The sequence below is a fragment of the Rhodococcus sp. NPDC056743 genome (genome assembly GCF_042790355.1).
GTDB lineage: Bacteria > Actinomycetota > Actinomycetes > Mycobacteriales > Mycobacteriaceae > Rhodococcus_F.
On the sequence record NZ_JBHTZI010000004.1, the window covers coordinates 24,509 to 37,820 of the forward strand.

The following is a 13,312-nucleotide window of genomic DNA, read 5'->3' on the forward strand; positions in this document are numbered from 1 at the left end:
AGATACGTCGGATCGCAGCGATCTGACGTATCTCGTTGGCGCACAGCGTTCGATCGGCCGGCCTACCGGTAGAGGCGCAGTGCAGAGCCGATGAAGGTCTTACCGAATGCGAGACCGGACTTGTTGAAGTAGAAGCTCAGGACCGTATCGGCAAACGGCACTGCGGACACCGTTTTGGTGATCTGTGATTCGGCGTCTGCCCATTCCGCGCATGCTGCGTCGCCGGTCAAACCGGAGGCCTTGGCCACGGCTGCTTCGTAGGCGGGGTTGTCGATCGACGAGAAATTCTTACCGGCTGCCGGGGCAGGACCGGAGAAGAACGGGACGAACCCGCTGGGAATCGAGTTGTTGATCTGGATCCACGCGATGTCCCACTGGTTGTTGTCCTTACCGCTGAGCATGACGTCGACAACCTTGGTCTGGTCGGCTCCCGTCACCTCGACCGTTGCGCCGAGATCGGACCATGCCGACTGAGCGAGTTCGGCTGCTGCGCTGCGAGCATCTTCGCCGGCGGCGTAGAAGAGGCGCAGGGTCAACGGGTTTCCGTCCTTGCTTCGCTTGCCGTCAGCGCCGGCGGTCCAACCAGCCGCATCCAGTGTTGCCTTTGCCGCGCTGAGATCGAAGTCCGGAATGATCCCTGCGACAGAGTTGTACACGCAGGCGCGGGGTTCGACGGAGACAAGACTGGTTGCACGGGTGCCCTGACCGCCAGTGATCACTTCAGTGAGATCATCGAGATTGACTGCCTGGACAAGGGCTTTTCGAACGGCGGGATCGCTGGTCGGATTGTTGGCGATCTGATTGAAGTACATCTGACCGGCCGGAAGTGGGCGCTGGACCGAGGCGAGATTGGCGGCTTCGATGCGATCCTTGTCCGGACCGGCGATCGGAGATGCGCTGAGTTCGCCCGAGAGAAGCTGGTTTGCGGCGGTGCTGACATTGGGTGCCATGACGGCGATGACTGTCTTGGGGACGCCCGGTGTGTCGGAGGTGGTGTCGTCGGGGCCCCAGTGGTAGCCCTCACGACGCTCGAACGTGTAGTGGTCGTTGGCCGAGACTTCGGTGACTTCGAACATGCCGGAGCCGAGTGACTTCTTGTTCGAGGCGGTCGGATCCTCGATCCCGGCGTCGCACATGATCGAGAGGCGACTGACGGTGAGGAGGAGGAACGGGGTCGGTGCCGCAGTGGTGACCGTGATGGTGCGGGTGGCGAGATCGGCGGTTGCCGACGCGCCGACGGGAACTGTGGTGCCGCGCTGTTGTGAACCGTTGGCAGGATCGGCGACGAAGTTGATGTTGTTGGCGACGGTCTGTGCGGTCAGGGTCGACCCGTCGGTACAGGTCACGCCTTCACGGATGGTGAAAGACGCGGAGGTTGGTGTCTCTTCCCATTTCTCTGCCAACCACGGTTTGAGTTCACTGGTTTCGGGATCCTGGTAGACCAGGGAGTCGTACGCCAGCCTCGAGACGTCCGCGGTTGACTGGGATCCGGACATGATCGGGTTGAGTGCACCCGGATCGCCCTGCAACGCGTACCGGAAGGTCCCGTCTGTCAGAGGCTCACCGCCGCCGGAGCCCGAGGACGTGCCTCCAGAGCTGCAGGCCGACAACACGAGCGCGAGCCCCGCGGCCACTGCAAGTGTCGGATAGGAGCGGTGTTTCATTGTGCCTCCGTGAAGGAGCCGGGGCCCGGAGAGAATCGTGAGGGCGCATTCGAGTGTGACCGCTAAATCTTGGCGCAGGACGTGACGGGCATCTCGGTCGATCCTCACGAAAATCCGGCAGATTTTTGTCCGATCACACGAGAGCTGGGATTGTGGATCGGTTCAGCGCACGGACACCCGGTTTTCGGCGAGTATGACGGCGGGAACGGACGTCGGTGGAACACATACGAGTTGCTGCTCGTCGAACAAAATCAGGACGGTCGGCTCGAAGGGGGAGCGACGATACAGGAGTTCCGAATCGGATGCGTTGCTGTTTCGGCAATGAACGTTGCGCAAGTTTTCAAGTGTGGTCATCCTGGAAACATGAGCCACGAACACCATGACCATGCAGATCACAACCATGCAGACCACAACCATGCAGACCACAACCAAGCTGACACGACTGAAAACCCGTATGCCAAGGCCGATGCACAATTCTGGAACTCACTGTACGAGGAACGTCCAGCCCGCTGGAGCGGAAACCCCAACCCGCAGTTGATCGCCGAGGCTTCAGACCTCGAGCCCGGCACCGCACTCGACGTCGGTTGCGGCGAGGGCGCCGACGCTCTGTGGTTGGCACGCCGCGGGTGGAAAGTTACCGGCACCGATATTTCGTCTGTGGCGCTCAGTCGCGCAAAGGCCCATGTCGAGGGCTCGGGCGTTGACATCGAGTGGCTGGAAGCAGACCTGACCAAGTGGGATCCGCAGGGGCGTTCTTTCGATCTGGTGTCCGCGCAGTTCTTCCACATGCTCGAACCCGCACGCGGTGAACTGTTCCGAGCACTCGGCGGACTGGTCGCGCCGGGTGGCCATTTGCTGATCGTCGGCCACTCGCCGCACGAGTCGCCCACGGAACATCATCGGGCAATGCTGCATACGCCCGAATATGTGGAATCGTTGTTCACGGATGGGTGGAAGGTGTTGGTCTCGGAGTCGCGGGAGCGTGATCTTCCCGCGAACCCCGAGATGCATCACACCACGGATACCGTTGTGCTGCTTCAGCGATTGAGCGAGAGTACCGACAGCAACTCGTAAGCGACGTGAGCCGCTGCGATACCGGTGATCTCGGCGTGGTCGTATGCCGGCGCGACCTCGACGATGTCGGCGCCGACCACGTTGAGACCCACCAATCCGCGCAGCGTGTTCAGCAATTCACGAGAAGTCATGCCGCCCGCTTCGGGCGTTCCGGTGCCCGGAGCGTGGGCGGGATCGAGTACGTCGATGTCGACGGAGACGTACACCGGGCCGCCGTCGAGGCGCTTACGCATGCGCTCGACGATGCTCGCGACGCCGTCGACCTCGTAGTCGTCGCTGCGGATCACCTGGAAGCCGAGCACACGGTCGTCTTCGAGGTCCTGCTCACTGTAGAGCGGCCCGCGGATTCCGATGTGCTGCGAGCGCTCCATGTCGATGAGCCCCTCTTCGCTGGCGCGGCGGAAAGGTGTTCCGTGCGTGAAGGGTTGGCCGAAGTAGGTGTCCCAGGTATCGAGGTGGGCATCGAAGTGCAGGACGGCTATCGGTCCGTGATCGCGGGCGAGTGATCGCAGGATCGGCAGTGCGATGGTGTGGTCGCCGCCGAGTGTGAGCACCGAGGAACCGTCGGCGCGCAGGTCGGTGACCGCGGATTGAATCGTCGTCAGCGCTTCCTGCATGTCGAAGGGGTTGACGCCGATGTCGCCGAAGTCGGCAACCTGCTGGTTGGCGAAGGGGGACACCTTCAGTGCGGGGTTGTACGGACGCAGCAGCTTCGATGCAGCGCGGATGTGGCCAGGCCCGAAGCGCGCGCCGGGCCGGTAGCTGACCCCGGAATCGAAGGGGATTCCCAGGATGGTCACGTCGGCGCGCGACACCTCGTCCAGTCGCGGCAGACGCGCAAAAGTGGTCGGTTCGGCATATCGGGGGACGCGAGTTGCGTCGACCGGTCCGATCGGTGCCCCGGAGCTGTCGGCTGCGGAATTGTTGGTGGCCATGTTCGGGGTCCCTGCTCGTGAATGGGCACATCGATGATGTAGCTCTCTAGGCAAGTATGGTTTCTTCAAGAGGCTCAATTGTCAACCCTTGTTTCCTATAGGGGACAGGGCTGTGCTGAAGGAGTTGCTGCGTGGTCAAGACGAAGGACAGTTCGGAGCCGGCTGGACCGCAGATCGGGTCCAGGCTCAAGGCTGCCCGCCAGTCGAAGCGGTTGACGCTCGAATATCTGGCCGAATCGTGCGGCGTCACCAAGGGGTACCTGTCGAAACTCGAACGCGACCATGTCAACGCGTCGGTGGCGACCTTGATCAAGGTGTGCGCGGTGCTCGAGATCCCGGTCGGCTCGCTGTTCGAGAACGCATCTGCCGGTGAGGTGGTGCGCGCCGAGGCTAGGCCGCAGATCAGCTTCGGCGGCGAGAAGATGGCAGAGTTCCTGCTCACACCGTCGAATGAGCGTCGCATCCAGGTGTTGATGAGCGAGATCGAACCGGGTGGTGGAAGCGGGCGGGAGTACTACAGCCTGCCGGTCGACGTGAACTTCGTTCACGTCCTCGAAGGCGGCTTGCGGGTGTCGTTCGAGGGTGGGCGAACTGATCAGGGAAGTGAGTCCGTCGACGCGGAGGACGTGGTCCTGCAGGTGGGGGATTCGTTCACCTTTGCTCCGCGTCACAACCACAGTTTCTCGGCTGAGGGCGCAGTGCGGGCAAAGGTTTTGTGGGTTTTGAATCCGGCGTTGCCGGAGGGGCCGCGAGTACCCGCCTAATGTTGAGTTTTGAGAAACTCTAGTTGACAGATGTGACGTCGCAGATCACCCTTTGTAGTCGTCCCCGTCGCATACTGACGTCACGGAACTTCTCGAGGAGTGCACGATGAATGTCGATTCCCTCCGTGTCGGACTGTTTCAGGGCCCGCTCACAGCGAAAGACGCCGTTGCGTCGGTGCAGTCCAATCTGGAGGCGATCGGGGAGGCAGCACACGTAGCGGCAGCGTCCGGTGCATCGATCCTGGTGACGCCGGAGATGTCCGCAACGGGGTACAACATCGGCGGATTGCTCCGAGCGCGCGCGGAAGTGGCGGACGGACCGATTTTCGACGCCGTCGCGGCGGTGGCAGTGAGCGCGGGCATTGCCATCGTCTACGGCTATCCCGAACTCTCCGACGGCGATGTCTACAACAGTGTCCAGGTAATAGGGCGCGATGGATTCTCACTTGCCAACTACCGCAAGACGCATCTCTTCGGGGCACTCGATCGTGAGAATTTCACGCCCGGAGACACTTTGGTGGCCGGATTCGATCTCGACGGAATCCGGTGTGGTCTGTTGACCTGCTACGACGTCGAATTTCCCGAAGCTGTTCGTGCACACGCTGATGCCGGTACGCAGTGGTTGATCGTGCCCACCGGGTTGATGGCGCCGTTCGAACACATTGCACAGCAAGTTGTTCCGGCCCGCGCCTACGAGAGCCAGATGTTTGTCACCTACGTCAATCGCTGTGGTTCGGAGTCCGAGCTCACCTACTGTGGATTGTCGTGCGCGATCGATCCGACCGGCCGGGAACTGGCCCGAGCGGGTGCGGAGCAGGAACTGATCTTTGCCGATGTCTCCGCTGCCGAGGTGGCTCGATCACGTTCCGTCAATACACATCTCGACGATCGTCGACTCGATCTGTACCCCGCTTATCGTTCCCGCCGAGAGGGCCGTCGATGACCATTCCCGTAGCTCCGGACAGTTCCTCCGAACCTGGGCCGCTGCCTCCGCTGACGATGTTCGGCCCCGACTTTCCCTTTGCATACGACGATTACGTGTCAGACCCGGCTGGGTTGGGTTCGGTGCCCGATGTCGCATTCGGTACCGAAATCGCGGTGATCGGCGGCGGGCTGGCCGGTATGATTGCCGCCTACGAGCTGCTCAGGATCGGACTCAAACCGGTTGTCTACGAGGCAGATCAGATTGGCGGCCGAATGCGGTCGGTCGAATTCGACGGGTATCCAGGCGTGGTCGCGGAGATGGGTGCGATGCGCTTCCCGCCGTCGTCGACAACGTTGTTCCACTACCTCGGCGAGATGGGACTGGGGACCGAGGAGTTCCCCAATCCGCTGGCGGAAGTCACGCCGAGCACCGTCATCGATCTCAAGGGCGAGAGCCACTATGCACACACACTCGAGGACTTGCCGCCGATCTTCACGGAGGTCGCACAGGCGTGGGCGCGCACTCTTGAAGAGAGTGCCGACTTGATTCCGATGCAGCAGGCAATTCGGGACCGCGATACCGCCGAGATCAAGCGGATCTGGAACGACCTGGTGGTGCGTTACGACGACCAGACGTTCTACGGATTCCTTGCCGCGTCGGAGCACTTCAAGTCTTTTCACATGCGGGAAGTGTTCGGCCAGGTCGGTTTTGGTACCGGTGGCTGGGACACCGACTATCCCAATTCGATCCTCGAGATCCTGCGTGTGGTCATCACAGCAGCCGATGACGATCACCGTGGGATCGTCGGTGGGTCGCAGCAGTTGCCGTTGCGACTGTGGAACCGTTCTCCAGCGCGGATGAAGCACTGGCCGGCCGGCACAACGGTGTCTTCGCTGAACGGCGGAAGAACCCGGCCGCGTGTCACTGAACTACGACGCACCGAACCTCGTCGTTTCACGGTGGTCGATGCCGAAGGTTTCATTCGAACATATGCGAGCGCCGTTGTCACCGTGCAGAGTTGGATGCTTCTCAACAACATTCGCTGCGCCGACGATCTGTTCCCGATTGATCACTGGACTGCAATCGAACGAACGCATTACATGGGCTCGACCAAGGTGTTCGTGCTCGTCGATCGTCCGTTCTGGAAGGACAAGGATCCCGAGACCGGTCGCGATTCGGTGTCGATGACACTGACCGACCGCATGAGTCGCGGCACATACCTCCTTGATCAGGGGGAAGGGAAACCCGGCGTGATCTGTCTGTCGTACACGTGGTCGGACGATTCGTTGAAGTTGTTGGCACTGAACGCTACCGAGCGCATGGAGATCATGTTGCGCTCATTGGAAGAGATCTATCCCGGCGTCGATTTCCGGAGTCACGTCATCTCCAGTCCGGTTACGCTGTCCTGGGAAACCGAACGTGACTTCATGGGTGCTTTCAAGGCGAATCTGCCCGGGCATTACCGGTACCAGGAACGGCTGTTTTCGCACTTCGTGCAAAGTGACCTCGAACCGCGTCATCGCGGAATCTTCCTCGCGGGCGACGACATCTCCTGGACGGCGGGCTGGGCGGAAGGCGCGATCCAGACGGCGATCAACGCCGTCTGGGGCGTCGTCCACCATCTCGGCGGTTCTACACCGTCCGGGAATCCGGGCCCGGGAGACGTCTTTGCAGATCTGGCGCCGATCCGGCTGGGAGACTGACCCGAGATGTGCAACTGCCGGATTGTCGTGCCGGGGGAGGGTTAGCACTCCGATTGGGCACGAACTTTTCGCGGTGATGCACGTAACACTGGAAAGTGTTCGGATCCAATACTTTCCAGGAGGGTGTTCAATGGCGAGCACATCAACGGCAACCAAGTCAGAATTCGCAGACTCAGCGGATCCAGCGTTGGGACTGGTTGCCGAGTTGGCAGCAGCGGGGCAACGACTGGTTTTCCGTCAGGGCGACGAACTGACCGGCGTGGTGCTGTGGCCTTCCGGCGAGCCCTCCCTCTCCGATCTGTGCGAGAACTTCGAATCCCTCGGGCTTCGAGTGTCCACGCACCGCCCTCTTCCGACAGTTCTCGGATCGGCGCATCATTTCACCTTCGAACCCTGTGCCTTCGACGGCGGTGCCCTCGAGAAGATGGCCGCGGCTTTCGAAGCTGTTGTCGCCGGTAGGACCCGGATGGACAACTTTTCCAGCCTGATCGGCCGAGCCGACATCACGTGGCGCGACGCAGAGCTGCTCCGCGCGGCGTGCCGGTTCCTCGCGCAGGCACGGATCGGGCTGTCCGAAGGCTACGTGGTGGGCGTGCTGGCAGCGAAGCCCGTTTTCGTTCGTGCGGCGCTCGGACTGTTCACTGCGCGATTCGACCCCGTCGTGCTCGAACGCGGTGCGGCGGTCGCCGCCGCGGTTGCCGCGATCGACGAGTCGGTCGAGCGGGCAGACACTCTCGACGAAGACCGGGTACTTCGCGGAGTTCGCTCATTTCTTCAAGCAACGTTGCGCACCAACTGGTACCTGAGTGACGACGCCGGCAATCCGCTGCCGTACGCGTCGTTCAAGATCGATTCGAAGCTTCTGTCGACGCCGCAGAAAACCGTTCCGTTCCGTGAGATCTACGTCAGCGCACCCAACGTCGAGGGCGTTCACCTGCGTAGCTCGTCGGTAGCACGTGGCGGCCTGCGATGGTCCGATCGCTTCGAGGACTTCCGCACCGAGGCCTTGAGCCTGATGAAAACCCAGAGCGTGAAGAATTCGCCCATCGTTCCGACCGGAGCCAAGGGCGCTTTTGTCGTGCGCGGAACATCCACGCCCACCCCGGCCCAGGTGCAGGACTCGTACAGTACGTTCATTCGCGGACTGCTCGACGTCGTGGACAACATCGTCGACGGCTCGGCAGTACACCCGGCGGAAGTGATCGCCTACGACGGTGAAGACTCGTATCTTGTTGTGGCAGCGGACAAGGGAACCGCTAGGTTCTCCGACGTCGCGAACGGTATAGCGATCGAGCGCGGTTTCTGGCTCGGCGACGCTTTTGCGTCGGGTGGCAGCGCCGGCTACGACCACAAGGCCATGGGTATCACCGCCCGCGGCGCATGGGTGGCAGTGCGACGCCATTTTGCCGAACGTGGCGTGGACGTCGACACCGATCCCTTCACCGTCGCGGGGATCGGCGACATGTCCGGCGACGTGTTCGGCAACGGAATGTTGCTCTCGCACAAGATCCGTCTGGTTGCCGCGTTCGACCACCGCCACATCTTCATCGACCCGAACCCCGACATGGAGGCGACGCTGCGCGAACGCGCCCGCCTCTTCACGGTGCCGCGCTCGTCCTGGGACGACTTCGATCGCACGGTGATGTCTCCGGGCGGCGGCGTCTGGCCGCGCAGCGCAAAGTCCATCAGCCTTCCTCGTGAGGCACGTGACGCACTCGGAATCACCGAGGAGAAGCTCACCCCGCAGGAATTGATCCGGGCGATCCTGTGCGCCCCGGTAGAGCTGCTATGGAACGGGGGCGTCGGCACCTACGTGAAGGCGTCGGCCGAGAGCAACGTCGACGCGGCCGATCCGTCCAACGACGGTGTTCGTGTCAGCGCGGACGAATTGCGTGCCGCCGTGGTGGGGGAGGGCGGCAACCTCGGTTTCACGCAGCGTGCGCGGATCGAATACGCCGCAGGCGGTGGACGAATCAACGCAGACTTCATCGACAACGCGGCAGGGGTTGCCACGTCGGACCGTGAGGTCAACATCAAGATCGCTCTGGCGGAGTTGGATTCCGGCGCACGAAATGCGCTTCTGGCGTCAGCGCAGGACGAGGTCGCCGCGTCGGTGCTGAAAGCCAGTGAAGATCAAACCCTGGCCATCAGCCTGGCCGAGCATCGAGCGCCGGCACTTCTCGACCAGCACGAGCGACTGATCGAGAATCTGATTGCCGCCGGCGCGATGAAACGCCTCGAGGAATCGCTTCCGGACGCCAAGGCGCTTGCTGCAAGGTCGCGGGCAGGTCAGGGGCTGCTTCGTCCCGAACTTGCTGTGCTGGTTGCTCAGTCGAAGAATGTGCTGACCGCCGAGCTGGGCGCTTCGGATGCCCCCGACAACAAGATCTTTGCGGACCGGCTGACGCAGTACTTCCCGCCGTCGGTAGTTCAGGCGGCGCCTGAAGCTGTGAAGGCGCACCGACTCGGACGTGACATCATCATCACCTCGGTAGTCGATGAACTGGTCAACCGCGTTGGGCCGGGGGTACTTTTCAGGCTGGAAGAACACCTGGGTGTGCGTAGTCCGGAAGCGTCGTTGGCCTATGCGGTGGTCAGCGAAGTGCTCGGCACTGAGGATCTTCGCCGCGACATTCTGAACTCCGATCTTGATGCTGCCGAACAACTTCAGGCTCTCGATCGCCTGCAACAGTTGCTCGAGTCGGAAATGAGTTGGGTGCTGCGACGGCCAGGGGCCGCCGGACGCTTTGCCGTGAACCCACGGGCAGACATTGATCGATGGGCGGGGCCGGTGCGTGAACTCACCGCCGGGCTGACCTCGAGTGAACGCATCGAGGTGTCGTTCGGAGCGTTGGCATTGGCCGACCTTGCACTGCAGGAGAATACGTCGGTCCAGGCGGCCGCTACCGTCTACCGCGAGCTCGTCGCAGAGCTCGATCTGAGTGATGTGCTCGGTGGCGTCGACGTTGCCGTCGGAGCTTCGCACTGGGAGGTCATGGGCGGCGCTGCTGTTCACGCCCGACTGACAACGCGATTTGCGGATCTTGTGTCAGGGGCCCTCGACGACGATCGTGACGGTGTGGTGCAGCGGTGGTCGAGTGTCAATGCTGTTTCTGTACAGCGATTTACGTCTCTGTTGTCGCATGCGCGTCGAAGTGGAGCGTTCGACACCGCAAAACTGTGCACCGTCGACGCCGAACTCGAACTGCTGATCCGCGGAGCGACGTCATTTCTGTCAGCGGCTCTCCCACGCGAGCAGTGACAGCAATAGTTCAGCTCTGACCCTGGCCTCACCGAGGTCGCATCGCAAGAGTTCTTCGACGCGGGTGATGCGACCTCGGAGGGTGTGCCGGTGGATGCCGAGTTCGGATGCGGCAGATTCCCATTGGCCGTTGGCCTCGAGGTAAGCGCGAAGCGATATCGTGAGTGCCGTTCCGTGTTTGTCGTCGTGTTCGGTCAGTACGGGAATCGTGGTGGCGGCCATGGCAACGAGTGCTTCCCGTGCAGGTTCGGACGCAAGAATCGTCGATCCGGTCAGTGCATCGAATTCGAGAATGCGCGCTGTTGCTGTTGTGAGGTTGGCTGCGGCGCGTGCTTGCACGAGTGCGCGCGAAGCGTCGAGGATCGGGTGCGGCGGGCTGATTCCGGCGCGAACCGCTTTGGATTCGCTCGGAGTCAATTGCGTCAGAAGGGCCTGTGCGGTGTCGACGGTATCGCTGCCGCGAAGCAGCACGGTGAGCGCGCCGTTTTCTGCCTGGGCAAAAAGAGGTCTTCCCGCGCGTGCCAGTGCGCCGTCCAGTTCACGTAGAACTGGACCCAGCGCTGGTCCGCGAATGTGGACGACGCGTACCAATCCGGTGGTGTCGCTGGCTTCGTCGAGATACGAGGGCACAGCATCTTCGGCGATTCGTCCGTCGAGTAGCAGTCCCAATGCCGTGGAGTTCAGTTTGGACCGCTCCGCCCGCAGTCGCACTGGTTTCTCGAGTTCGAGGGTCAGCAGTGAAACGGCATGTCCGAGAAGCACTCTGTCGATGTTGCTCAGCGGCTTCGAGCCGGCCAGTGCAAGGTAGCCGTGCCAACTGTCGGTCACCCCGACCGGGGAGAGCGTGAGCGTCCGCTCGGGCGTGCTCTGTGAAATAGATGCCGGAGCATTGGGGTCACGAGTGGTCGCGGCTACGGCACGCACCTCCGCGATCAGCGACTTCTGATTCGCCGGATGTACGGCAGTGATGCGGTCGCCGACAAACGCAACCGAATTCTTTGTCGCCGTAGCCAGTTCGCGCACGATTGCGGAAACACCGCCGCGCAGCGCGACCCGGGTGATACGTGTCTGCACTTCTGCGGCACGCAAGACGGACTCGTACTCCTGCTGACTCAGCCGAGTCATGACGGCGCGGGTGACTGCCGCGAACGGGGTGGTGAACGGAACCTCGAGCAGAGGGAGCCCGCGACTACGGGCAGCTGCGAGAAGCTCCGCCGGGACCTCCTTGTGAGAAAGTCCCGTTCCGAACCCCAATGCCGATACTTCCGCCGCGGCCAAACGATCGACGTAATCCGCAAAATCAGTGGCGGTCGCCCCCACGAAGGCAAGCCCGGTGGTGAGGACCAGTTCACCGCCCGAGAGCCACGGAGTTGGATCCGTCAGTTCTGTGGCCTGCGCAAACGTGACCGGCTGGGCGGATGATGACGAGTCGGTCAGCAGTGTCAGCGACAGGTGTTTCTGTCGCAGAAGCCAGGAAATCGGAACTGTCACGAGTTCAAGGCTAGCGGGACGTGCCGATATGGAGTAGGCCTGAGTAGGTAGATATCCATTTCGGCACTGCTCGACGGTGCTCGCGCGTCGCATACTCGAATGCAATACACAACCGAGAGGGTGGTCACATGAGTGCAATCGAATACCGGCTTCCGCAGGAACGTCGCATCGTCACGGAGTTCCCGGGCCCGCGCTCGGCTGCGCTCGCAGAGCGTCGTAAGAAGGTTGTCGGCGCCGGCGTCGCGTCCACCCTTCCGGTCTACGTTGCCGACGCGGACGGCGGAGTGATCGTCGACGTCGACGGCAACTCGCTCGTCGATCTCGGTGCCGGTATCGCCGTGACCAGCGTCGGTGCGTCCAACCCCGCCGTTGTCGCCGCAGTTCAGGATCAGGTTGCGCACTTCACTCACACCTGTTTCATGGTCGCTCCGTACGAGGGCTACATCGAGGTAGCCGAGCGCCTCGCCGAACTCACCCCCGGTGACCACGAGAAGCGTTCCGTGCTGTTCAACTCCGGCGCCGAAGCCGTCGAGAACGCCGTCAAGATCGCTCGTCACGCAACGGGTCGCGACGCCGTTGTGGTGTTCGATCACGCGTACCACGGCCGCACCAACCTCACGATGGCACTGACGGCGAAGTCGATGCCGTACAAGAGCGGCTTCGGTCCCTTTGCTCCCGAGGTATACCGCGTTCCGATGTCCTACCCGTACCGCGAGGGACTGAACGTCGACGGTTCGAAGATCACCGGTGAGCAGGCAGCGCAGCGCGCCATCACGATGATCGAGAAGCAGATCGGCGCGTCCAACACGGCAGCCATCCTCATCGAACCCATCCAGGGTGAGGGCGGATTCATCGTTCCCGCAGAAGGATTCCTGCCGACGCTCGTCGCCTGGGCCAAGGAGAACGGCGTCGTCTTCATCGCCGACGAGGTCCAGGCAGGATTTGCTCGTACCGGCGCCTGGTTCGCCAGCGACCACGAGGGAATCGTCCCGGACCTGGTTACGCTTGCCAAGGGCATTGCCGGCGGTATGCCGCTCGCAGCCGTCACCGGCCGGGCCGACCTGATCGACGCAGTCCACCCGGGCGGCCTCGGTGGCACCTACGGCGGTAACCCCGTCGCCTGCGCCGCGGCGCTGGCATCCATCGACCAGATGCATGAGCTGGACCTCTGTGGTCGAGCCCGCACCATCGAGACCACCGTCGTCGGCCGAATGAACGCGCTGGCAAAGGAACTCGACGTCATCGGAGATGTTCGCGGACGCGGTGCCATGCTCGCCATCGAGCTGGTCAAGCCCGGCGGACAGGAGCCGGACGCCGACATCACGAAGGCAATCGCAGCTGCGTGCCTTGCGGCGGGCGTTGTGATCCTCACGTGCGGCACCTACGGTAACGTCATTCGTCTACTCCCTCCGTTGGTCATTTCCGAAGAGCTGCTCGACGACGCCCTTACCGTCCTCGAGTCTGCTATTCGCACTGCAGCACAGGAGAACTGAC

General features: G+C 62.3%; 10 protein-coding genes. 6 read left to right on the top strand and 4 right to left on the bottom strand.

What is annotated here, in order from left to right; genetic code table 11:
- Positions 1 to 62: 62 nt before the first annotated feature.
- On the bottom strand, positions 63 to 1,664 hold the full coding sequence (locus ACFRFQ_RS10130) for an ABC transporter substrate-binding protein (RefSeq protein ID WP_378656409.1): 1,602 nt from the start codon (positions 1,662 to 1,664) through the stop codon (positions 63 to 65).
- 162 nt (positions 1,665 to 1,826) lie between these two features.
- Positions 1,827 to 2,018 (bottom strand): hypothetical protein, encoded by a 192-nt coding sequence (locus ACFRFQ_RS10135; RefSeq protein ID WP_378656412.1) that lies wholly within the window; start codon positions 2,016 to 2,018, stop codon positions 1,827 to 1,829.
- A 9-nt stretch (positions 2,019 to 2,027) separates the two neighbouring features.
- Between ACFRFQ_RS10135 and ACFRFQ_RS10140 the strand changes: the two genes are divergently transcribed.
- Positions 2,028 to 2,738 carry a class I SAM-dependent methyltransferase gene (locus ACFRFQ_RS10140; RefSeq protein WP_378656415.1) on the top strand — a complete coding sequence of 237 codons (711 nt, stop codon included), beginning with the start codon at positions 2,028 to 2,030 and terminating at the stop codon, positions 2,736 to 2,738.
- On the opposite strand, the gene speB is transcribed toward ACFRFQ_RS10140, so the two are convergent.
- Positions 2,702 to 3,673, bottom strand: coding sequence for an agmatinase (gene speB / locus ACFRFQ_RS10145; RefSeq protein WP_378656418.1), 972 nt, complete (start codon positions 3,671 to 3,673; stop codon positions 2,702 to 2,704). The two genes, ACFRFQ_RS10140 and speB, sit on opposite strands and share 37 nt — an antisense overlap.
- A 131-nt stretch (positions 3,674 to 3,804) precedes the next feature.
- On the opposite strand from speB, the gene ACFRFQ_RS10150 reads away from it, so the two are divergent.
- The 4 genes from ACFRFQ_RS10150 (at position 3,805) to ACFRFQ_RS10165 (ending at position 10,327) form a co-directional block, all read left to right on the top strand.
- Positions 3,805 to 4,437 carry a helix-turn-helix domain-containing protein gene (locus tag ACFRFQ_RS10150; protein WP_378656421.1) on the top strand — a complete coding sequence of 211 codons (633 nt, stop codon included), beginning with the start codon at positions 3,805 to 3,807 and terminating at the stop codon, positions 4,435 to 4,437.
- 106 nt (positions 4,438 to 4,543) lie between these two features.
- Complete coding sequence (locus ACFRFQ_RS10155) at positions 4,544 to 5,380, top strand: carbon-nitrogen hydrolase family protein (protein ID WP_378656424.1); 837 nt, start codon at positions 4,544 to 4,546, stop codon at positions 5,378 to 5,380.
- Positions 5,377 to 7,065, top strand: a complete 1,689-nt coding sequence (locus ACFRFQ_RS10160; protein ID WP_378656427.1) for a flavin monoamine oxidase family protein — start codon at positions 5,377 to 5,379, stop codon at positions 7,063 to 7,065. The genes ACFRFQ_RS10155 and ACFRFQ_RS10160 overlap by 4 nt, the downstream gene beginning before the upstream one ends.
- A gap of 130 nt (positions 7,066 to 7,195) precedes the next feature.
- Complete coding sequence (locus ACFRFQ_RS10165; RefSeq protein ID WP_378656430.1) at positions 7,196 to 10,327, top strand: NAD-glutamate dehydrogenase domain-containing protein; 3,132 nt, start codon at positions 7,196 to 7,198, stop codon at positions 10,325 to 10,327.
- Here the strand turns inward: ACFRFQ_RS10165 and ACFRFQ_RS10170 are convergent.
- On the bottom strand, positions 10,301 to 11,818 hold the full coding sequence (locus tag ACFRFQ_RS10170) for a PucR family transcriptional regulator (protein WP_378656433.1): 1,518 nt from the start codon (positions 11,816 to 11,818) through the stop codon (positions 10,301 to 10,303). The two genes, ACFRFQ_RS10165 and ACFRFQ_RS10170, sit on opposite strands and share 27 nt — an antisense overlap.
- 128 nt (positions 11,819 to 11,946) lie before the next feature.
- On the opposite strand from ACFRFQ_RS10170, the gene gabT reads away from it, so the two are divergent.
- On the top strand, positions 11,947 to 13,311 hold the full coding sequence (gene gabT / locus ACFRFQ_RS10175; RefSeq protein WP_033236294.1) for a 4-aminobutyrate--2-oxoglutarate transaminase: 1,365 nt from the start codon (positions 11,947 to 11,949) through the stop codon (positions 13,309 to 13,311).
- The last annotated feature ends 1 nt before the right edge of the window (position 13,312 follow it).